General features: G+C 74.3%; 22 protein-coding genes and 1 pseudogene. 11 read left to right on the plus strand and 12 right to left on the minus strand.

The annotated features are described in order from the left end of the window. Positions 1-44: 44 nt before the first annotated feature. The 5 genes from ABEB00_RS14530 to ABEB00_RS14550 are packed head-to-tail and all read right to left on the minus strand — an operon-like array spanning position 45 to position 5,433. Positions 45-527 carry an MSMEG_6728 family protein gene (locus ABEB00_RS14530; protein ID WP_345619982.1) on the minus strand — a complete coding sequence of 161 codons (483 nt, stop codon included), beginning with the start codon at positions 525-527 and terminating at the stop codon, positions 45-47. Positions 528-579: 52 nt separating this feature from the next. Continuing rightward, entirely contained in the window at positions 580-1,590 is a 1,011-nt protein-coding gene (locus ABEB00_RS14535; RefSeq protein ID WP_345619983.1) for a Rieske (2Fe-2S) protein, read from the minus strand. After that, entirely contained in the window at positions 1,587-2,627 is a 1,041-nt protein-coding gene (locus ABEB00_RS14540; RefSeq protein WP_345619984.1) for a phytoene/squalene synthase family protein, read from the minus strand. The genes ABEB00_RS14535 and ABEB00_RS14540 overlap by 4 nt, the downstream gene beginning before the upstream one ends. Then, entirely contained in the window at positions 2,624-4,132 is a 1,509-nt protein-coding gene (gene crtI / locus ABEB00_RS14545; protein ID WP_345619985.1) for a phytoene desaturase family protein, read from the minus strand. The genes ABEB00_RS14540 and crtI overlap by 4 nt, the downstream gene beginning before the upstream one ends. Then, positions 4,129-5,433, minus strand: coding sequence for a polyprenyl synthetase family protein (locus tag ABEB00_RS14550; protein ID WP_345619986.1), 1,305 nt, complete (start codon positions 5,431-5,433; stop codon positions 4,129-4,131). Before ABEB00_RS14550 ends, crtI begins: the two co-directional genes overlap by 4 nt. Before the next feature lie 483 nt (positions 5,434-5,916). Here ABEB00_RS14550 and ABEB00_RS14555 point away from each other — a divergent pair, with 483 nt between their 5' ends. From ABEB00_RS14555 to ABEB00_RS14565, 3 genes are read left to right on the plus strand one after another with little or no spacing between them, the layout of a single operon-like run. Beyond that, positions 5,917-7,116, plus strand: a complete 1,200-nt coding sequence (locus ABEB00_RS14555) for a lycopene cyclase family protein (RefSeq protein WP_345619987.1) — start codon at positions 5,917-5,919, stop codon at positions 7,114-7,116. 55 nt (positions 7,117-7,171) lie between these two features. Next, positions 7,172-7,900 (plus strand): methyltransferase domain-containing protein, encoded by a 729-nt coding sequence (locus tag ABEB00_RS14560; protein WP_345619988.1) that lies wholly within the window; start codon positions 7,172-7,174, stop codon positions 7,898-7,900. Beyond that, on the plus strand, positions 7,897-9,465 hold the full coding sequence (locus ABEB00_RS14565; protein WP_345619989.1) for an FAD-dependent oxidoreductase: 1,569 nt from the start codon (positions 7,897-7,899) through the stop codon (positions 9,463-9,465). The genes ABEB00_RS14560 and ABEB00_RS14565 overlap by 4 nt, the downstream gene beginning before the upstream one ends. Positions 9,466-9,543: 78 nt before the next feature. Here the strand turns inward: ABEB00_RS14565 and ABEB00_RS14570 are convergent, their stop codons facing one another. Both ABEB00_RS14570 and ABEB00_RS14575 read right to left on the minus strand, forming a co-directional pair. Beyond that, entirely contained in the window at positions 9,544-11,178 is a 1,635-nt protein-coding gene (locus ABEB00_RS14570) for a phytoene desaturase family protein (RefSeq protein ID WP_345619990.1), read from the minus strand. Further along, positions 11,171-11,677: an SRPBCC family protein gene (locus tag ABEB00_RS14575; RefSeq protein ID WP_345619991.1), complete on the minus strand. Its 507-nt coding sequence runs from the start codon at positions 11,675-11,677 to the stop codon at positions 11,171-11,173. The genes ABEB00_RS14570 and ABEB00_RS14575 overlap by 8 nt, the downstream gene beginning before the upstream one ends. A 213-nt stretch (positions 11,678-11,890) precedes the next feature. Between ABEB00_RS14575 and ABEB00_RS14580 the strand changes: the two genes are divergently transcribed. The 5 genes and pseudogenes from ABEB00_RS14580 to ABEB00_RS14600 all read left to right on the plus strand — a co-directional run bounded on the left by ABEB00_RS14580 (position 11,891) and on the right by ABEB00_RS14600 (position 16,127). Next, positions 11,891-12,889 carry a hypothetical protein gene (locus ABEB00_RS14580; protein ID WP_345619992.1) on the plus strand — a complete coding sequence of 333 codons (999 nt, stop codon included), beginning with the start codon at positions 11,891-11,893 and terminating at the stop codon, positions 12,887-12,889. Between the two features lie 258 nt (positions 12,890-13,147). Next, a pseudogene (locus ABEB00_RS14585) lies at positions 13,148-13,939 on the plus strand (S1 family peptidase); the annotation flags it as partial. 489 nt (positions 13,940-14,428) lie between these two features. Further along, positions 14,429-15,049, plus strand: a complete 621-nt coding sequence (locus ABEB00_RS14590) for a GntR family transcriptional regulator (RefSeq protein WP_345619993.1) — start codon at positions 14,429-14,431, stop codon at positions 15,047-15,049. Positions 15,050-15,647: 598 nt separating this feature from the next. Then, on the plus strand, positions 15,648-15,914 hold the full coding sequence (locus tag ABEB00_RS14595; RefSeq protein ID WP_345619994.1) for a GntR family transcriptional regulator: 267 nt from the start codon (positions 15,648-15,650) through the stop codon (positions 15,912-15,914). A gap of 33 nt (positions 15,915-15,947) precedes the next feature. Continuing rightward, complete coding sequence (locus tag ABEB00_RS14600) at positions 15,948-16,127, plus strand: hypothetical protein (protein ID WP_345619995.1); 180 nt, start codon at positions 15,948-15,950, stop codon at positions 16,125-16,127. Positions 16,128-16,291: 164 nt separating this feature from the next. On the opposite strand, the gene ABEB00_RS14605 is transcribed toward ABEB00_RS14600, so the two are convergent. From ABEB00_RS14605 to ABEB00_RS14615, 3 genes are read right to left on the minus strand one after another with little or no spacing between them, the layout of a single operon-like run. Further along, positions 16,292-16,453, minus strand: coding sequence for a hypothetical protein (locus ABEB00_RS14605; protein ID WP_345619996.1), 162 nt, complete (start codon positions 16,451-16,453; stop codon positions 16,292-16,294). 21 nt (positions 16,454-16,474) lie between these two features. Continuing rightward, positions 16,475-16,669, minus strand: a complete 195-nt coding sequence (locus tag ABEB00_RS14610) for a hypothetical protein (RefSeq protein WP_345619997.1) — start codon at positions 16,667-16,669, stop codon at positions 16,475-16,477. Next, the gene (locus ABEB00_RS14615; protein WP_345619998.1) at positions 16,666-16,887 is read right to left on the minus strand and encodes a LexA family protein; all 222 of its coding nucleotides are present in this window, start codon (positions 16,885-16,887) and stop codon (positions 16,666-16,668) included. The genes ABEB00_RS14610 and ABEB00_RS14615 overlap by 4 nt, the downstream gene beginning before the upstream one ends. 45 nt (positions 16,888-16,932) lie before the next feature. Here ABEB00_RS14615 and ABEB00_RS14620 point away from each other — a divergent pair, with 45 nt between their 5' ends. Next, positions 16,933-17,271 carry a DUF6233 domain-containing protein gene (locus ABEB00_RS14620; RefSeq protein WP_345619999.1) on the plus strand — a complete coding sequence of 113 codons (339 nt, stop codon included), beginning with the start codon at positions 16,933-16,935 and terminating at the stop codon, positions 17,269-17,271. 126 nt (positions 17,272-17,397) lie between these two features. Then, positions 17,398-18,054, plus strand: a complete 657-nt coding sequence (locus ABEB00_RS14625; protein WP_345620000.1) for a hypothetical protein — start codon at positions 17,398-17,400, stop codon at positions 18,052-18,054. Here the strand turns inward: ABEB00_RS14625 and ku are convergent. Beyond that, positions 18,051-18,947 (minus strand): non-homologous end joining protein Ku, encoded by an 897-nt coding sequence (gene ku, locus ABEB00_RS14630; RefSeq protein ID WP_345620001.1) that lies wholly within the window; start codon positions 18,945-18,947, stop codon positions 18,051-18,053. The two genes, ABEB00_RS14625 and ku, sit on opposite strands and share 4 nt — an antisense overlap. A gap of 98 nt (positions 18,948-19,045) precedes the next feature. Here ku and ABEB00_RS14635 point away from each other — a divergent pair, with 98 nt between their 5' ends. Further along, positions 19,046-19,228 carry a hypothetical protein gene (locus ABEB00_RS14635; protein ID WP_345620002.1) on the plus strand — a complete coding sequence of 61 codons (183 nt, stop codon included), beginning with the start codon at positions 19,046-19,048 and terminating at the stop codon, positions 19,226-19,228. 207 nt (positions 19,229-19,435) lie between these two features. Here the strand turns inward: ABEB00_RS14635 and ABEB00_RS14640 are convergent, their stop codons facing one another. Further along, positions 19,436-19,804 (minus strand): helix-turn-helix domain-containing protein, encoded by a 369-nt coding sequence (locus tag ABEB00_RS14640; protein ID WP_345620004.1) that lies wholly within the window; start codon positions 19,802-19,804, stop codon positions 19,436-19,438. Positions 19,805-19,988: the final 184 nt, after the last annotated feature.

The raw sequence follows: 19,988 nt of genomic DNA on the forward strand, positions 1-19,988 counted from the left end.
CAAGTGTGCCCGCGTCTCCCCGTCGTCCCTCCGTCGTCCCTCCGTCATGCCTGCGTGCCGTCACGGGCCCGGTCCGAGCCCGGCCAGAGGTACGGCAGGTCGTCGGGCGCGTCCGGGAAGAGCGGGGTGTACGTCTCCGGGTCCTTGCGGACCAGTGCGGAGCGGTGGCTGAGGTGGAACGCCTCGTCGCCGAGCCACGGCGGCAGCTCGCCGGCGTCCGCCAGTTCCGCCTGGTCGCGCACCGGGGCGCCGGGGCGGACCTCGGCGAGCCCGGCGACCAGGGAGGCCGCGCAACTGTCCTGGTGCCCGCGCTCCCGCCAGACCCGGCAGATGTCCAGCCCGTAGCGGACCAGCGCCTCCTCGTACCCGGTCCACATCCTCACCGCCGGGTGGTGGCGCCAGCCGTAGCCGGGCACGATGAGGCCGCGCAGCACCTGGAGCGCCTCGACCCGCTGCTTGCCGAGGCGTTGACGGTCGAGGACGTGGGCGGAGTCGAGGAAGCCGGGGTGGGGGAGGAAGGTCTGCATCGCCTCGTCCTGGTGGATCGGTGGGGGCCCCGCTGCCGGCGGATCGGCCGGTTCAGCCGGGGAACTGACCGCGGTCGCGCAGGTGGCGGCGGCGTTCGGCGTAGGCGAGGTCGTCCCGCCACAGGCGTCCGGCGGCGGCGTTCAGCACCGGTCGCAGGGCCGGTGCCAGGTGCCGGGCGAGAGCGAAGCCGGGCCGCTCCGAGGTGGCGACGACGGCCTCGACGACGGCGGTACGGGGCCGGCCGCGGTCGTCCGGGCCCAGTGGCGTGGCGTGGGTCTCCACGACGGACCCGGCCCCTTCCCCGCCGGTGATGCGCATCAGGACGGTACGCGGTTCGGGCGCGGTGAACTCCGCCCGGACCGGCACGACGAGCCGCCGGGCGAGCCGGAAGGAGACGTCCACCTCGAAGCGGTCGCCCTCGTCGGTCCCGTCGGGCTCCCGGACCACGGTGAGGTCGGTGAAGGAGTAGGGGTGGAACCAGGCGCCGTGCCACGGGTCGAGACGGTTGGCGATCACGTCCTGCGGGTCGCAGGCGCCGACACCCCGCCACACGGAGCGCAGGGCCGTGGCCGCGGCGGGCCGCTCGGGGACGACGGGCGCGTCGGTGGGGTCCTCGCCGCCCACCGCGTCGAGCCGCACCCACACCAGTACGCCGTCGTCGTGGACCGGCAGCGGCTCCCACCCGGCGGTCGCGGTGCCGTTCAGGGCGAGGCCGTGCCAGTGGCACACGAGGGTGCCGCAGCGCACCGGGCTGTCCGCGAGCGGGGCGCCGAGGTGGGGGCAGACGCCCGGCCCGCCCACCAGGCGGCCGCGGGCGTCCCGCCAGACGACGACCTCGACGCCCGCGACGGTTTCCGCGAGCGGGCGGCCGGGACGCACCCGCGTGCGGTCGCCGACGACGTACCAGTTGCCGGACGGGCGTGCCTGGGCCCGTTTCAGCGCGGCGGCGATGACGGCGGGGCGGGCCGCGCGCCAGGTCGGCGGCTGGCGCTCCCACGGGAGCGGGCGGCGGCGCAGCCGCAGGGGGTAGCGGCCCTTGCGCGGGCCCTCTCCGGTGCTCATCCGGCCTCCTTCACGTCGTCGGCGCCGGCCCGGCGGGGCAGGGTGACCGGCGCGGGCTCGGGCGGGGCCGGCCGGTGCGCGGCGCGGGCCCGCAGCCGGGCGGCGGGCGCCCGGACCAGTCCGTCGGCCGCGACGGCCGCGCGGCGGCGGCGGGGCACCACGGCCCGCCGGTGCAGCACCGCGTGCCCGCCGGCCGAGATGGTGTCGAGGATGTTCCGGTAGAGGACGTAGGCGGTGCGGATGCACGGGCGGGCCACCGGGTCCAGCATCGCGAGGCCGGGCGCCGCCTCCCGGTAGACGGAGCGGGTGAGGTCCTCGGCCGCCCGGAACGCGGCCGTGATCCGCCGGTCGTGGCGGCCGGTGCGCCGGCTCCACAGCAGCAGTCCGCGGTCGACGCCGTGCGCGGCGAGCAGGTCCAGCGGCAGGTAGACCCGGCCGCGGTCCAGGTCCTCCCCCACGTCCCGCAGGAAGTTGGTGAGCTGGAAGGCGACGCCCAGCGCGGCGGCGTGCGGGGCGGCCTGGGCGCGGGGGGTCACCGTGCCCAGCACGGGCAGCATCTGCAGGCCGATGACGGCGGCCGAGCCGTGCGTGTAGGACCGCAGTTCGTCGTAGGTGGCGTACTCGGTGACCGTCAGGTCGCTGCGCATGGAGGCCATGAAGTCGGTGAAGTGGGCCGCCTCGATGCCGTACCGGGCGGCGGTGTCGGCCACCGCGAGCACCACCGGCTCGCCCGCGCCCGGGTGTCCGGGGCGGGGGCCGCCCGCCGCCAGGGCCGCGCGCAGCCGGGCGTCGAGCCGGTCCAGGGCGGTGGCGCGCTCCTCGGCGGTGGCGTCGGTGTGGAGGTCGTCGACGATGTCGTCGGCCCAGCGGGCGAAGCCGTACAGGGCGTGCACGGCCGGTCTGCGGTCGACGGGCAGCAGCCGGGTGGCGAGGAAGTAGGTGCGTCCGTGGCGGGCGTTGAGCCGCCGGCAGTGGGTGTAGGCGGCGCGCAGCCTCGGGTCGTGGAGGCCGGCGGCGTCCAGTTCGCGGCGGGTCATCGGCCGCCGCCCGTCCGGCCGGTGACGCGGGCGGCGGCCAGTTTCCCGGAGAGCAGGACGGTCGGCACGCCGACGCCGGGGGTGGTGCCGCAGCCGGCCAGGACCGCGTTGGCGGTGCCGCGTACCAGGTTGCGGGGCCGGAAGGGGCCGGTCTGGGCGAAGGTGTGGGCCACCGAGAACGGGGTTCCGGCGGCGTGGCCGAGGGCGGTCCAGTCGGCGGGGGTCACCAGGCACTCCTCCTCGATGGCGGCGGCGATACCGGTCAGGCCGCGGCGTTCCAGGGTGCGCAGGAGCCGCGCGCGGTAGCGGGGCCCGAGGTCGCTCCAGCTCCGGGCGTCCGGCCCGATGTCGGTGTTGGGGCAGGGGGCGAGGACGTAGTGCAGGTGCCGGCCCGCGGGGGCGAGCGAGGGGTCGGCGGCCGTGGGCCGGGTGATGAGCAGGGACGGGTCGGTCATCAGGGAGCCGGTCCGGGTCAGTTCGTCGAACGTCCGCCCCCAGGCGGCGCCGAAGGAGAGGGTGTGGTGGGCGAGCTGCGGCCAGGTGCGGGTGGTGCCGGCGTGCAGGACGACGGCGGAGGGGGCGTGGCGCAGCCGCAGCGGGCGGCGGGGCCGGCGGCCCAGCAGCCGGTGGACGACCGGCAGGTCGGGGGTGAGGACGACGGCGTCGCAGGGGATGCGGGCGTCGGCGGTGACGACGGCGGTGATCCGGTCGCCGGAGCGCTCCAGCCGGGTGACGTCGTGTCCGAGGCGCAGTTGCGCACCGGCCTTCTCGGCCGCCGCCGCCATGGCGCGGGGCAGGGCGTGCATGCCGCCGCGCGGGAACCACACGCCGGCCACGGTGTCCATGTAGGCGATGACGGCGTAGGCGGCCAGTGCCCTGGCCGGGGCGACACCGGCGTACAGGGACTGGAAGGAGAAGACCCGTTTCAGGCGTTCGTCGCGGAGGAAGCCGCCGATGCGCGCGTCGAGGGTGCTGAAGCCGCCGAGGGCGGCCAGCCTGGCCAGGTCGGGGGTGAGCAGGCCGAGCGGCGAGTCGAAGTTGGTGTCGATGAACCGGCGCATCTGCACGGCGTACAGCTTGGTCAGCCAGGTCCGCAGGCGGCGGTAGCCGAGCGCCTCCCGGGCCCCGGCGAACCGTTCGACCTCCGCCTCCATCGCCGCCGCGTCGGTGTGCACGTCGAGGGCGGAACCGTCGGCGAAGCAGGCGCGGTAGGCGGGGTGCAGGGGCAGCAGTTCGACCCGGTCGCGCAGCCGCTCGCCGACGGCCGCGAACGCCTCGTCGGCGAGTTCGGGCATGGTCAGCACGGTGGGTCCGGTGTCGATGCGGTAGCCGCCGCGGTCCAGCCGACCGGCCCGGCCGCCGGGCAGCGCCTCGCGTTCGACCACCGTCACGCGCCGCCCGGCGCCCAGCAGATGCAGGGCGGCCGACAGACCGGCGAGCCCGGCGCCCACCACCACGACGTGATCGGTCCGCCCGGTCACCGTCCGCACCGTCCGCGCGCTCACGCCTCCTCCCGCAGGGCCGACGTGAGGACGGTCCGGGGCGGGGGGCCGGCGGCCGCGGCGGCACCGACCGTGACCGCGGCACCCGAGGGTGCCGCGGCGCCGGTACCCGCGCGCGCCTCCACCGGGCTCCGCGCCCCGGCCGCCGTGCGCAGCAGATCGCGCAGGTGGCGGTCGCCGGGGCCGGCGGGCAGGCCCGCCGCCGTCAGGTGGCGCAGGCTGCGCGTGGCCAGCCGCTCGATACGGCGTTCGACCGCCGCGCGCGCGCCGGTGCGCTCCAGCACCTCGCGTACGTCGTCCACCTGTTCCTCCGTCAGTGAGGCGTCCCCCACCCGCAGGTCGAGCACGGCCAGCGCCTCGGTGTCCCGGCGGGCCTCGGCGCGGACCCGGGCCACGGCGAGCAGATAGGTCGGCTTGCCCTGGCGCAGGTCGTCGCCGGAGGGCTTGCCGGTGGTGTGCGGGCGGCCGAAGACGCCGTGCAGGTCGTCGCGGAGCTGGAAGGCGACGCCCGCGCAGCGGCCGGCGGCGCTCAGCTCGGCCGAGGTCCGCGGCGGCGCCCCGGCGAGCGCGGCGCCGAGCGCGATGGGCCGCTCCACGGAGTACCGGGCACTCTTCAGGCAGGCGACGCGCACCGCCCGGTCCGGTGCGCGGGCGGCGGTGAGCTGGCCGTGCAGGTCCAGGTACTGGCCCGCCACCATCTCGGTGCGCAGGTCGCGCCAGAGGCCCAGTACGGGGCCGGTGCCGGGGGTGCGCCGGCAGGTCTCGGCGACCTCGTCGTCCGCCCAGGCCAGGGCGAGGTCGCCGGCGAGGAGGGCGGCGGACCGGCCGAACTCCTCGGCGCCCCCGTACTGCCGGGCGACGGCGGTGTGCAGTGCCGGCCGGCCGCGCCGCAGGGACGAGTCGTCCATCACGTCGTCGTGCACCAGGGCGCAGCTCTGGAGGAGTTCGAGGGCCGCCGCGATCCGCAGCGCGGCGGCGGCCCGTTCCTGGTCCCGGCCGCCGCAGGCCCGGAACGACCACCACAGCAGTCGCGGCCGGGTCCGTTTGCCGCCGCCCAGGGTGAAACCGGCGAGCCGGGCGGCGAGGTCGTCGCCGAAGAGCGGGTCGAGCGCCGCGCAGCTCGCGACCCGTTCGGCCAGGATCTCGCCCAGGGTCGCCTCGACGGCGGCGAGCACATCGGCGTCCACGCTCCGCGGCCCGGGGCCGGGCGGGGCGGGCGGGGTCGCGCCGGCGGGGCGCACTACGGCCCGCGACGAGGGCGGTCGCCTGCCGCGTGAGTCGTGGTCGGCCCTGCTGAGGCGCATCCCGGGTCCTCTCGTCGTCGGTCGGGGCAGCGAGCTGTGTCAGTCATTCGGCACGGCGGGGCGTTCCGGATGCGGCGGTACCGCGACCGGTTCCGGGACCGCGGGGACGGCCGCCGGCGGAACCCGCCACGCGGCCCGGGGACCCTCGCGGCGCCCACGGGTGACGCGGCCTCATGTGTTCCCCGGCCGCGGCCGGCAACACGCGGCCTTCGTCCGATCATGTACGTCGCTCACCCGCTCGGCGGGCATCGGGACCGGTGCCGCCAGCGTGCCGCGCATCCGCGAGGGGCGGCGCGGCGGAATACTCCCGCCGGAGCGGGTGCCCGGCCGGCCGGGAGATCCCGGACCCGTAGACGGCCCGCGGGACCGGAACCGACGAAGGAAGGGGACCGGAACGGAAACCGGTGTGAACCGGCGTGGACCGGTGCCCGCGGGGGCACCCCGTCGCGGAACGGAGACTCGGAAGTCGCAAGGGAGGCGGCCGTGCTGGACGCGGACATCGTGATCGTCGGGGCCGGGGCGGCGGGCCTGTCGCTGGCGCACCGGCTGCCGGCGGCCGGACCGGACCGCGCCGGGCGGCCGGTGCCCTCCGTCGCCCTGGTCAGCCCGCCGGCCGGCCCCCTGTGTCCGCCCCGGCGCACCTGGTGCTTCTGGGAGCGGGGCCCGGGCCGGTTCGACGCGGCGGTGACGGCGTCCTGGGAGTGGCTGCGGGTGCGCGGCCCCGACGGGGCGGTGGTCCGGCGGCACATCGCGCCGCTGCGCTACAAGATGATCCGCTCGGACGACTTCGAGGCACTGGTCGACCACGACCTGTCGTCCCGCACCGGGCTGCGGCGCGTGACGGCGACCGTCGGCGCGGTGGCCTCACGGCCGGACGGCACGGTGGAGGTACGGGCGACCGACGCCCTCGGCGGCACCGTGGACCTGCGCGCCCGCTGGGTGTTCGACTCCCGTCCCCCGCACCGCCCCCCGGCCGCGCGGACCCGGCTGCTCCAGCACTTCCGGGGCTGGTTCGTCCGCACCGAGCGGCCGGTCTTCGACCCGGCGGTGGTCGATCTGATGGACTTCCGCACCCGGCAGCCCGCGCACGGCCTCTCCTTCGGCTACGTGCTGCCCACCGGACGCCGTACGGCCCTGGTGGAGTACACCGAGTTCGGGCCCGCGCCGCTCACCGCCGGCGAGTACGACCTCGCGCTGGAGGACTACACGCGGCGCGTCCTCGGCACCGGTGCCGCCGAGATCCTCTCCACCGAACAGGGGGTGATCCCGATGACCGACGCCGTCTTCGCCCGGCAGGCCGCCGGGCAGGTCTTCCGGATCGGGGTGGCGGGCGGGGCGACCCGGCCCTCCACCGGGTACACCTTCGCCGCCGTGCAGCGGCAGACGGACGCCATCGCCGGGGCCGTCCGCGCGGGCCGCCGCCCGGTGCCGCCGCCCGCGCACGCGCCCCGGGCCCGGCTGATGGACGCGGTGCTGCTGCGCGCCCTGGACAGCGGCCGGGTCGACGGTCCCGACCTGTTCTTCCGGCTGTTCGACCGGGTGCCGCCGCAGCGGCTGCTGCGTTTCCTCGACGGCCGGAGCCGGCTGCACGAGGACCTCGCGGTCGGGGTGCGCACCCCCGTCTGGCCGATGCTGCGCACGGCGGCGGAACTGCCCTGGCTGCCACGCCGCCCCGCCCCCTGACCGCTTCCGCTCCGCCGCCCCCTTCCTGCCCGCCCCCTCCCCCTGGAGTCCCTCGATGCCCTTGCTGCGCGACACCGCGCTGGCCACCGCGTTCGACCACGGCGCCGGCACCTACGACCGGCTGATCGCGTTCCACCCCGGCTACCACGCCCAACTGCGCCGCTCCGTGCGCCGCCTGGGCCTGCGCGACGCCGGTGCCGTACGGGTGCTGGACCTCGGGTGCGGTACGGGCGCCTCGACGGCGGCGCTCGCGGCGGCGCTGCCCGGGGCGCGGATCATCGGCGTCGACGCCTCGGCGGGGATGCTGCGCCGGGCCCGCGCCAAGAGCTGGCCGCCCGGGGTGCGTTTCGTGCACGCCGCCGCCGAGGGGCTGGAGTACGCCGGGGTGCGGGGCCCGTTCGACGCGGTCTTCGCCGCGTACCTGTTCCGCAACCTCGCCGACCCGGACCCGGTGCTGCGCACGGTGCGTCGCCTGCTGGTGCCGGGCGGCAGGTTCGTGGCGCACGACTACGCGCTCGGCGGGCGGCACGCCGACCGCCTGATCTGGGACGTGGTCTGCCGGGGCGTCGTGCTGCCGCTCGGCACGGCCACCGGCAATCGGGAGCTGTACCGTCACCTGTGGCGCAGCGTACTGGAGTTCGACACCGCGCCGGCCTTCGGCGGGCGGCTGGAACGCGCGGGGTTCGAGGGGGTGCGGGTGCTGCCCCTGCCGGGCTGGCAGACCGGGGTCACCCACACCTTCGCGGCCCGGCGGCCGGCCGCGGTCCTCGGCGGTGCCCGGTGAACCGGCGCGGGACCCGGACGCCCGGACGGGACCGGCGGGCGCGGGCGCTGGCGCCCCGGCCGGGCCTGGAGCGGATCGTCGGCGACCGGCCGTCCGTGGCGGTGGCCGGCGGCGGGATCGCGGGGCTGGCGGCGGCCACCGTACTGGCGGAGCGCGGTGTGCGGGTGGTGCTGCACGAGCGCGAGCCGGTGCTCGGCGGCCGGGTCTCCGGCTGGCCGGTGACCCTGCCCGACGGCAGCTCCGCCACCATGAGCCGCGGCTTCCACGCCTTCTTCCGCCAGTACTACAACCTGCGGGGCCTGCTGCGGCGCGCCGACCCCGCGCTGTCCATGCTGACCGGGCTGCCCGACTATCCGCTGGTCCACGCCGACGGACTGCGCGACGGGTTCCGGCGGGTGCCGCGCACGCCCCCGTGGAACGCCCTCGGCTTCGTCGCCCTCAGCCCGAGCTTCGGTCCGAGAGACCTCGCCGCGCTGCGGCCGGCCGCGGCCCTGCCCCTGCTGGACATCCGCACCGCCGACGTCCACCGGAGGTGGGACCGGGTCAGCGCCCAGGACTTCCTCGACGACCTGCGGTTCCCCGCCGCCGCCCGGCACCTCGCCTTCGAGGTGTTCTCCCGCAGCTTCTTCGCCGACCCGCGCGAACTGTCGGCCGCCGAGATGGCGCTGATGTTCCACATCTACTTCCTCGGCTCCAGCGAGGGCCTGCTCTTCGACGTGCCGCGCGAGCCGTTCCCGCAGGCCCTGTGGGACCCGCTGGCCGCCCGGCTGACCGCGCTCGGCGCCGAACTGCGCACCTCGGCGCCGGTGGAGACGGTACGTCCCCTCGCCGGCGGCGGCCACGAGGTGACGGACGCCTCGGGGACGCGGCGCCACGACGCCGTCGTACTGGCGCTGGACACCGGCGGCCTGCAGACGGTGGTGGGCCGCTCGCCGGAACTCGGCGACGCCGGCTGGCGGGAGCGGGTGGCGCGGCTGCGCAACGCCCCGCCGTTCCTGGTCTCCCGGCTGTGGCTGGACCGGCCGGTGGCGGCCGGCCGCCCCGGCTTCCTCGGCACCAGCGGCTACGGGACGCTGGACAACGTCAGTGTGCTCTGCGCGTGGGAGGGCGAGGCCGCGCGCTGGGCGGCGCGCACCGGCGGTTCGGTGGTCGAACTGCACGCCTACGCCCTGCCCGAACGGGCCGTCCGGGACGTCGAGGAGAAACGCCTGCTCGCCCAGTTGCACCAGGTGTACCCGGAGACCCGGGAGGCACGGGTGGTCGCCGCCCGGCACGAATGGCGGGCGGACTGCCCGCTGTTCCCGGTCGGGGGCTACGCCGACCGGCCCGCCGTCCGCACCGCGGACCCGTCCCTCGTCCTCGCCGGCGACCTGGTCCGTACCGGTCTGCCGGTCGCCCTCATGGAGCGCGCCGCCACCTCCGGCTTCCTCGCCGCCAACGCCCTGCTGGAGCGGTGGGGCGTGCGGGGCGAGACGGTGTGGACGGTCCCCGAGGGGGGCAGGTCCGCGCTGCTGCGCGCGCTGGCCCGCGGCGCGGCCGCGGCAGGACGACGCGGAGGACGGTGACCTCGCCTCCCTCGCCCACCCCCGCCGCCCCCGCCGCCCCCGCCGCCCCGGCCACCCCTGCCGCCCCTCGCCCCCGGCTCATCGCTCCTCGCGCGGTCCTCGGTCACCGGTGCGGTCGCGGCGGGTGAGGGCGCGCTGGAGCATGGCCGGTCCCGGGCCGCGGTGGCGGCGCAGCGCGGCCCGGGCCGCGTTGGCGCCGGGCGCCCCGTGCACACCGCCGCCGGGGTGGGCGCCGGCGGAGGCGAGGAAGAGACCGGGCAGCGCGGTCTCCGGCCGCCCGGTACCGGGTACGGGGCGGAAGAAGAGCTGCTGGTGGAGGGCGGTGGTGCCGCCGTTGATGGCACCACCGTGCAGGTTGCTGTCCATCGCCTGCAGCGTCGGCGGGGCCAGGACGCGGCGGGCCCGGATCAGGGACCGGAAGCCGGGCGCGAAACGCTCCACCTGGCGCTCCACCCGATCGGCCATGACCTCCTGGTCCTTCGCGTCCCAGCTCCCGGTGATCCCTTCGTCACCGGCGTCGCCGCGGATGTCGTGCGGGACGTGGGTGTACGCCCAGGCCGACTCGGTGCCGCGCGGCGAGCGGGTGGCGTCGGCGGTCGTCATCTGCCCGAAGAGGGCGAAGGGGCGGTCCGGCACCAGCCGCCGGGCGATCTGGGCCGCGAACCGGGTCAGCTCGTCGACGCCGTCGGCCAGATGCACGGTGCCGGCCCGCGCGGCCTCCTCGGACCGCCAGGGCACGGGGCCGTCGAGCGCCCAGTCGACCTTGAAGGTGGCGAAGTCCCACTGGAAACGCCGTACGTCGGTGAGGAGCTGCGCGGGCAGGTCGGCCGCGTCGACGAGTTCGCCGTACAGCGCGGGCACGGACACGTCCGCGAGGACGGCCCGCCCGGCGGCGACCGTCTCGCCGCCCGCGGTCCGCACCCCGACGGCGCGGCGGTCGCGGACGAGGACCCGGCTGACGCGCTCTCCGCAGCGCAGGGTGCCGCCGCGGGCCCGCAGCCGGTGGGTGAGGGCCGCGGTCAGCGCGCCGGAGCCGCCGACCGGGACGGGGAAGCCGTACGTCTGGCCGAGCATGGACATCAGCCAGCCGAAGCCGCCGCTGCCGGCGGCCTCCGGTGCCAGGTCGGCGTGGAGCGCGTTGCCGGCCAGGATCAGCCGTCCGCCCTCGCCCCGGAACTCCTCCTCGCCCATGCGGCGCACCGGCAGGATCAGATTGCGGGCCAGCCGCAGCCCGCCTCCGACGCGGAGCCGGGCGGCGAGCCGGGCGGTGGCCCGGACCGGCGGGAACGGGGTGAACAGGGCGCTCAGGATGTCCGGCCGGTAGCGGTCCCAGACCTCGTACAGCCGGCGCCAGGAGTCCCCGTCCCCCGCCGCGAAGGCGTCGAGGGAGGCGGCGGTGGTGTCGACGTCGCGGTCGAGGACCGCGCAGGTGCCGTCGCCGAGCGGGTGGGCGAGGACGTGGGGGGCGTGGCTCCACCGCAGCCCGTGCCGCTCCAGGCCGAGGGTGCGCAGCACCGGCGACGCGACGGCCAGGGGGTAGAAGGAGCTGAACAGGTCGCTGACGAACTCCGGGTCGACCCCGTTGTCGTGCCGCACCGCGCCGCCCGGCTCGGGCTGCTCCTCCAGGACCTCCACGCTCCAGCCGGCGTCGGCGAGCAGGTTCGCCGCGACCAGTCCGTTGGGTCCGGCGCCGATGACTACGGCGTCAGGCACGGCCGGCCCCGGGTACGGCTCCGGCCGGCCCGCGCCCGGCCGGGGCGCCGTCGCCGCGCCCGTCCTGGGCGACGGTCTCGCACAGGTCGGCCAGCCGGGCGAGCATGGTGCGGTGGCGCAACTGGATGAGCAGTTCCACGCCCGCGTTGTGCAGCGCGCCACCCGGTCCGCGCAGGGGGTGCTCGTCCACGATCACCAGGCAGTGCTCGCCCCAGGGCCGCAGCTCGATGGCGATCCGGGCGGTGCCGAGGGGGCCGGCCTTGGCCTCCAGTTCCAGCGCGGTGCCCTCCTCGCAGCGCCTGACGACCGTCTCGTTGGCCAGCCGGACGGGGCCGAGGCCGACCTCGTAGTGGAGGCTGGCGCCCACTTCCGGCCACGTCCCCCGCCCAGGGGTGGCCTCGGTGGTCCCGACCACCCAGTCCCCGTAGCTCTCGGCCGTCGCGAGTACCGTCCACACCGCCCGCGGGCTCGCCTGGATAAGTCGATGACGCACTGCCACGAGTCCTCCAAGATCCGTCTCCCGACGCCTGCCGATGCCGCGCCGGACGCCGTCGCTCCGCTCTGAGTGCCCCTTCCGCCACCGGCCAACCGGGGGTCTTCGGGTCCTTCGCCCGGGGGGTTACGCGGGCGTCCGCGCGCGGCAGACATGGAAGGCACCGTCCCGGCCGCCTTCCGCGCGGACCGGGAAAGACCGGGTGAGGAGGTCCGCCGGATGTCCGTGGCACAGGATCCGGGTCTGCGGCAGGCGATCGAGGCGGTCACGGCCCTGCCGCCGGGGTGGACGCCCGTCTCCGAGCACACCGCGCGCGGTCTGTGGCGGTTGCCCAGGGCGGCCGACGCGGTGGCGCACGTACTGCGGGACGGCGGCCCGGGCGGACGGGACCGGGGCTGGACGATGGTGCGCGCCCGGGTCACCGAGGAGGCCGCCTCGGGCCGCGACTGGACCCGGGAGGCGGCCGGGTGGCTGGCGCGCGGCGGGGCGGACTGGCAGGAGTCCGCGCGGGTGACGGGCGATCTGGCGTGGCGGTCCCGGGCCCAGGGGCACAGCGCCCTGGTCTTCCTGACCGACACCCATGTCGCGGCGGCGGACCCCGGCGAGCCGTACGGGCGGGCCCTGTGGCACTGCTTCCTGACCACCCTGCGCTACGACTTCCGGTGCACCGCCATCGAGGAGTTCTTCGCCCTCACCGGGTACGCCGGCACGGCGGCCTCCGGCGGTCCGGCCCCGGCAGGCCCGGCCGACGCGGCAGGCCCGGCCGACGGGGCCGACGGGGCCGGGCAGACCGACACCGCCGGCCTGGACCCCTACAGCACCGCGATGCGCGCGTTCGCCCTGCTCGGACGCTCCCGCACGACGGGGCTCGCGCTGCTGGCGGAGGTGGTGGCGCGGGCGGGGCACGACGAGAAGGTGGTGCACGCCCTGCTCCACGGCCTTTGGCTCGGTGAGGACCTCCCCGACCAGCCCCGCCGGATGCTGGACCTGCTGCGCGCCCCCGCCTTCGCGGACGGCCCGGGCGCGGAGGCGCTCTTCCGCAAGGCGTCCGCCCTGCGGCGGCTGCGGCGGTTCGACGAGGCGCTGGCCGCCGTGCAGTGCGCCATCGACGGTCTCGACCCCCGCGAGGTGGTCGTGCACGCCGACTGCGTACGCGAACGGTCGCTGATCCTCGCCGAACGCGACCTGCGTCCCGACACCCCGCATCCGCGCACCTGACCCGGGTGACCCGGCCGGACACGGGCCGGACACGGGCCGGACACGGGCCGGACGCGGGCCGGACACGGGGCCGGACCACCGAAACAGCCCGCGGAAGTGGCCCGCGGAAGGAAACAGAAGTGACCCGCAGAAGTACCCCGCATTGGCATGGACCTGCCTACCAAGGTCCGGCTAGGCTCTGCCCGACCCCATGTGAGAGCGCTCTCAAAGCGTGGTTGTTCCGCCCCCACCTTGTTGGAACGACGAAGGGCAACTCCCGTGAGACGCAGCAGACTCAAGCACGTCGTGCTCGCCACCCTCCTCCTGGCGGGCAGTTGGACGGCGGCCGGTTCCCTGCCGGCCGCCGCGAGCGACTCCCCCGCACCCGCCCCCGTGTCGGCCGGCCTCCTGGAGGCCATGCAGCGCGATCTCGGCCTCACCCCCGCCCAGGCCGAGAAGCGGCTGGCGGCCGAGGAACGGGCCACCGGCCTGGAGCCCGAGGCGCGCCGGGCCGCGGCGAGCGCCTTCGGCGGCTCCTGGTTCGACGCCGCGAGCGGCCGGCTCACCGTGGCCGTCACCTCCGACGCGCCCGCCACGACGGTACGGGCGGTGGAGGCGACCGGCGCCCGGGTGCGGACCGTCGAGCACAGCGCCCGCGAGCTGGACGCGGCCAAGGCGCGCCTGGACCGCCTGGACGCGCCCTCGGGCATCAGCAGTTGGCACGTCGCGCCGGCGGACAACACCGTGGTCGTCGACGTGGTCGCCGACGAGCGGCACGACAACGATGTCCGCCGGTTCGTGGCACGGGCCCGCGAGGCCGGTCCGGTCACCGTACGGACGGTGTCGGCCGCCCCGGAGACGTTCGCGGCCGGCACGGTCGGCGGCGACCCCTACTACACCGGCAACGTCCGCTGCTCCATCGGCTTCTCGGTGCACGGCGGGTTCGTCACGGCCGGTCACTGCGGCGGGGCCGGGGCCGGGGTCAGCGGCTGGGACCGGTCGTACGTCGGGGCGTTCCAGGGCTCGTCGTTCCCCGACAACGACTACGCCTGGGTCAGCGTGGGCAGCGGGTCTGCGAGTTTCTCGACACCAATGGCTATGAGCTGCGCGTATGCCACAACGGCGTAGGCATCTGCACGCATGCGTCGGCATGCGTGCGCATGATTATTTCCCACTTCTTTCCCAGTGACAGACTTAGCTGCGGCGACGCCTGAAGAGAGCGCCGGGCCCGGCTCCCTGGGGACGCCCTCGGGGGCGATGGATGGGAGCCGGGCCCGGCTTCTTTCCTCGACGAGTACCCCGTGCACCGGTCATGGGGAACGGTTCACTCGTCAGGGTGGATACGCGGCTGGACTTGCCAGGTATCCGGTCCCGCTGCGCAGCCGACCAAGGGGGTGCGGGGGCCGAGCGGCGGGCCTATCGACGCCGGCGAAGACCTGAACCCCGCGGCGTCGAATCCTCTCTTCAGTTGCTTCAGTGGCAAAGATCAGCTCTGGATATATCAAGCCCTGGAGCCGCCTCATAGCGTCTGACTCCAAGTCATGATCGACAGGGGTTGGGATGCCAGAGGCGCGTCATCGGCGTATCGCTGCTGACATTCAGCGCCGTATCGCTGCCGGGGAGTGGCGGCCGGGCCAGGATCTTCCTTCTCGCGCCGAGCTAGCGGCCGAACTCGGTGTGCATCCCCAGACGGTGCGGCTCGCTTACGTGCTGCTGCGTCGGGTTGGCGTTTTGGAGGGTGACCGGCGGCGGGCCGTGTATGTGGCGCATCCTCCTGCTATGCGCACTCTCACGGACGCTGATGCCGAGTGGCCTTTCTCCAGCGAGATCACCGATACCCGCCCGTGCGTCGCCTCGATGGAGCTGGCCGAGCGCCTCGATGTCGAGCCGGGGATGACGCTGCGGCACGAGACGGTGGAGTGCCTCGACCCCGGGGGCCGGTCGGCGATGCTGGTGTCGTCGTGGTGGCGTGGCCGGCGTCGGCCGCACGTCTCGTTCACTGCGGAGGTGGGGGCGGTGGGGCTTGAGGCCGAGCAGGCGCATGCTTTGGGTCTGCTTGTGGACTCTGTGGTGTTCCGTGTGGCCCGTACTCGTTTCGACCATGATGGTCGCCCCCTGGAGACTGCTGATCTGCTGTTGCCGATGGATCGGTGGTCGATCCGTCTCGCTCCCCCGCCGTAGGCATATGCCAGGTGACTGAATGTGGCCACCGGGTCTTGATTGAGTAAAGCCCATGTCCGTTGGATGCGGAAGGTGTCCGCTACATTCTCCTCGACTATCTGTTCGTGCGGTGGCGACGGGATCACCGCAGGTCAGGCATTGGCCAAACGTTCCGGCATATTCGCGGGCGAGCGTGGAAATGTGACAGAAGGTAGTCACTGACGGCTCAGTTCTCAGCCGCCAAGTCGTCGGACACCCGTCTGCGCCGCACTCTCCCAGGCCCGAAATAGCCGTCCGGCTTCTTCGCATCGCTGGTCGACGTCTCGGCATCGGTCACACGCGCGGGCGTGCCCCACGTAGGCCGCCCAGGCTTCCCGTGGCGGGCTGAGTCGGCCGGCGCCTAAGAACGGGGCGTGCCCGCTTCCGTCATCGGCGGCGGGTTCTCTACGCTCGTTCACGTCGACGCTCCCAGGGTGTCGGCCATGCCCCCGGGCCGTTCGCGCGGTCGCGGGGGTCCCGTGCAATTGCAAGGCTAGCTCTGCTTGTATCGCCCTGTCTCGCGACGTATCGATACGTAGCTGCAGATGCCGACCTGTAGGGGCTTGCCTAGCTTCAGATCATGGCCATTGATCCGGACGCTAAGATCGACCACGAGGGTCCCGTTACCCCGTACCGGCAGCTCGCCGAGATCCTGAAGGCGCGGATCGCCCGAGGTGACTGGGCGGACGGCCGGCCAATCGCGTCGGAGACCCGGCTGGTGCAGGAGTACGGGATCGCCAGGACGACGGTACGGCGAGCGCTTGACGTCCTCGTTGACGAGCGGGTCGTGTGGAAGGTGCAGGGGCGCGGCACCTACGTCGGGCAGCCCCCTGTCGAGAATCCGTAGCCCGCTGTCAGACCGCCCGCCTAGACTCGGATCATGCCCACCTCTCCCCCGTCGCCGGGTCCGCTGCGGTCTGCGGCCGAGTTGAATGCGGCGATTCGCGCCCTGTTCACGCACAGGGATACGCGGTTGTCGGATGCGCAGCGGGCCGAGTACCGGCGACTGCTGGACGAGCTGCGGCAGGTCGAGCAAGGGGACGTGACAGCGGCGGCGTGACCCTTTTCCTGCTACCAGGAAAAAGCCTGGTCAGGGGGGTTTTCACGGAGGCCCGCGAAAACCTCAGATGCCGCCCCAACCCAGACAGCAGCCCGCCCCGTCTGTCCGATCAGACGGGGCGGCTTCAGCGCACGCAGCCAGCATGGGCTGATGATGCGACCAGCCTACGACGGGCCACTGACAACGCCGGGGCGCCGCGACGACAGGACGTAGGTGCCGACCGGGCCCTGCGGCGGTGCGGGCAGGTGGGCGGGCCGGTCGTAGCGGTGCCGGCGCATGATCTGCCGCCAGGCGCGGGCCGGGCTGGGGTACGGGCGGACGCTCATGGGCGGCAGCATGGCAGACGGTCACGCCTGCTCGGGCCACTCCGTCAACCGCTCGCCGGCCTTCTCGTCGGTGAGGGTGATGCTCGAACCCGACACGCCCCAGTCCCCGATCCACGACGCGAGTTTCCGGCGAGCCACGGTCTCGTCGTCCCACCAGCCATGCATCGCCGGACGGCCCGCCGCGGCCAAAACCAGGTGGTAGCGGCCGGGTCTCATGCGAGCCGGATCCCGCGCGGCCGGCCGGACTCCCGGGTGATGGCGCCCTTCGCCGCGAGTTCGCCAAGCTGGTAGTGGATGCTCGACGGGCGCATGCCGAGAGCGGCGGCGAGTTCAGCGACGGTCGGGGCCTCACCGCGGTCTGTGATGGCGGCGCGGATGTGGTGGAGGATCTGCTCCTGCCGTTCGGTGAGGTAGTCGACCTTCTCTCTGCCCATGCCCCCAGTGGAAACCTTGTTCGAATCTTGGTGCAAGCTGGAGCCATGTCCGATCTTCCGCCTGACCTGCCGAGACTCCGCACCCTGGAGACGTTCCTCGCTCTACTCCTGGGCGAGGTGCGTGATGCGATCGCGGCGAAGGAGCGGCAGGAGGCCGAGCAGCGGCGAGGTGAGGCCGCCCGGCCGGCGCCGCCGGACTGGCTACTGGAGGTCGGGCTCAACCGGGACTCACCGCCCGTCCAGGTTCACGTCGGCGACTGCTGGAACAAGGGTAAGCGGCGCCAGGGCATCAGCCGGAACGAAGCATGGCGGGCGCTCGCGGATGGGGTGCGGGCGTGTACGGCGTGCAAGCCCGACGTGGAGCTGGGCTTCATCGACGGTTAAGCGGGGGGTGCTAACCGGTGCACCGCTTGGTCGCGCGCTCTCCGGGCCCGCAGACAAGGCACGCCGTGCAGGGCAGTCGGCGTGGCCTGGCCGCTACAGGCCATGGTGCCGCTAGGGTCACGGGGCGTGACAGAGACGAGCGAAAGTCGGATTCGGGGCTGTTTCTGCGGGTGCGGCGAGAACGCAGAGGTCGACAGGTGGTTCGCTCAGGGCCACGAGGTCACTGCGGCAGCCGCCCTGCATGCTGTGCAGGGCCTGCGCCTGGCGCACGAGCTGGTCTCCCTGGGGTACGGCCCGGAGCGGTCGGTAGTGCAGACGGCTGTCGAGGAGGCGGGATGGGCGCGTTGCCCCGGGTGCCCGCACATCGGGCCAGCGGCCCATACCTGCGCCGCCGATGCTCTGGCTGGTGATCAGTCCCCCGTCTCACCACCGGCCCTCGCCGAGTCAGGACCTGCCCAGGGCCGACTGCTGCCGGCGGCGGATGATCCGACCTGGGAGGCGGTGCCGCTGCATCTGCGGCAAGCGTTGCGGGGCCCGGCGAAGGAGCTGGTGTCGCCCGCGCGTGGCCCATTGGCGGCGCGGGAGAATCATCATCTGCTGCGCGCGGTCCGGGCGGCCAGCCGGATGCAGATGACCGGCGCGCACTGGATCCTGCTGCTCACCGTATCCCGGAATTCTCTCGGCAGCCGCCGCAGCCAGCGTGCCCAGCAGATGTACGCAGTGCTGGAGCAGGTGGCGGACCGGCACGCAGTACGGGCCGGGGAACCAACCCGCCACAGCTAGGACGCGCGCCGTGGCTTCCGGGCGGTCGTCTTCTTCGCCGCGGTCTTCTTGGCCGGCTGCTTCTTCGCGGCCCGCTTCGTCGGCATCTCGTGGACGTCGGCGTCTCCACCATCGCCGCGGGCCTCGCGCGCCTTGGCCACGGAATCATTCAGTGCGGCCATGAGGTCGACAATCTGCGCACGCGGCTCGGCCGGCTCGGGGACGGGCGCCGGCTCCCGGTGCTCGCGCTTGGCGATGATGATGTCGGAGAGGGCGGCCGTGTACTCGTCGCGGAAGCCGGTCAGGTCGTCGGTGGCCATGGTGTCCATGAGGGCGAGTGCCCCGTCGATCTCCTGCTCCGACACGTCCACTGGGTCGGGGAGCAGGGAGGACGGGTCTCGGATTTCGTCGGGCCAGCGCATGGCGTGCAGGACGATCGCCTCGTCGCGGACCCGCAGCAGGCCAAGACGCTCGCGTCCGGACCAGGCGTATTTGGCGACGGCGACACGGGACGATCGGTCGAGGGCCTGGCGGAGCAGCTTGTAGGGCTTGGCGGCGACCTGGCCGTCGGGGGCGAGGTAGTAGCCGTCGCCGATCCGGATCGGATCCACCGAGGCCAGCGGGACGAACGCCACGATCTCGATGGCCTTTGCGGTCGGTAGGGGCAGGTCGCGGAGTTCGTCGTCGCTGATCGGGATCACCGTGTCGCGGGCGATCTCGTAGCCCTTGCCGATCTCGGAGGTGGACACCTCGCGGTTCTCCAGCTCACACACCTTCCGGGTCCGCACCCTGCCCATGTCGGCCAGGTGGTACTGGTGGAAGCGGATGGAGTGGTCCTCGGTCGCCGACTGGACGTGGATGGGGACCGTGACCAGGCCGAAGCTGATGGCGCCGGACCAGACCGTGCGGGGCATGACGAACCTCCTGTCGGCCCCGAGCAGCGTCCAGCCTACGGGCGCGGCAGGCACGCCGCACCCGCGCCGTTGTCAGTGCGACCAGCGACAATGCCCGCATGGTCACCATGATGCGCAGCTACGGTTTCACCTGGACCGACCCCGACGGCACCCGGCGGGCGTCCGCCGTCGCCTACGACGAGATTAGCGCCGAACGCCGGCAAGGCGAGCTGGAGAAGGCCGGGGCGACGGACATCCAACGGGTCCCGGTGAAGCCCGGGGAGCTGCCCAGACTCGACTGACGCACGACCGCCCCGTCCTCAACCATGGAGGACGGGGCGGAAGGCGGTGCGCCGGGTAGCTACTCCGGCGCCCGGCAACCGATCGGACGGCCCCCGGGGACCGCACTGCCGTGGCCCGCCCGGCTCTGAACCGACACGATCTCAGGCGCCCGGGTTTCCCGCGAGCAGACGAGCGTGGCCGTGACCAGAATGGCAGACGTCCGCCCGTCAGACGTCCTTCGCCATGATTCGGATCAGATCGATCAACGCCCGGCGCTGACGCTCAGGCAGGGATTCGACAAGTTCTGCCACCTCGGCGGCTTCTCCGGATGCCGCCCACGGCAAGCGCACGCCGAAGAACTGCGCAGCAGCCGCCTCGCGGAGCCGGACCGCATCCAGGCGAAGGCCCGCCGCCAACGCTGCCAGAGTTGGCCCGCTCGGTGCGATGACCGGCTCCCCCGTCTCCAGCCTGTGCAGCCAGCCAGTGGATACAGCCGCCGCCGGCGCTGCGACTGTTGCCGCGTTGGCGAGCCCCTGATACGACAGGCCCAGCGTTTGACGCCGCTCTTTCACCAGTTCCCGCAGTTCATCAGCCACAGCACCCTCCCGGCAGCATAGAAGGCCCACCTCGACGGGGGATGCGAGGCGGGCCGCGGCCAGTGTCGCATGGTGGCTGTCAGTCGAGTGGAGGGAACGTCTCAGCGAAAAGCCCTTACCGTCCAACCATGAGCACTCCGAAGACGATCTACCCACAGTCCGAAGCCCGCCGACTCCGTGACAG

Source organism: Streptomyces ziwulingensis, from assembly GCF_039542605.1.
GTDB classification, from domain to species: Bacteria; Actinomycetota; Actinomycetes; order Streptomycetales; family Streptomycetaceae; genus Streptomyces; species Streptomyces ziwulingensis.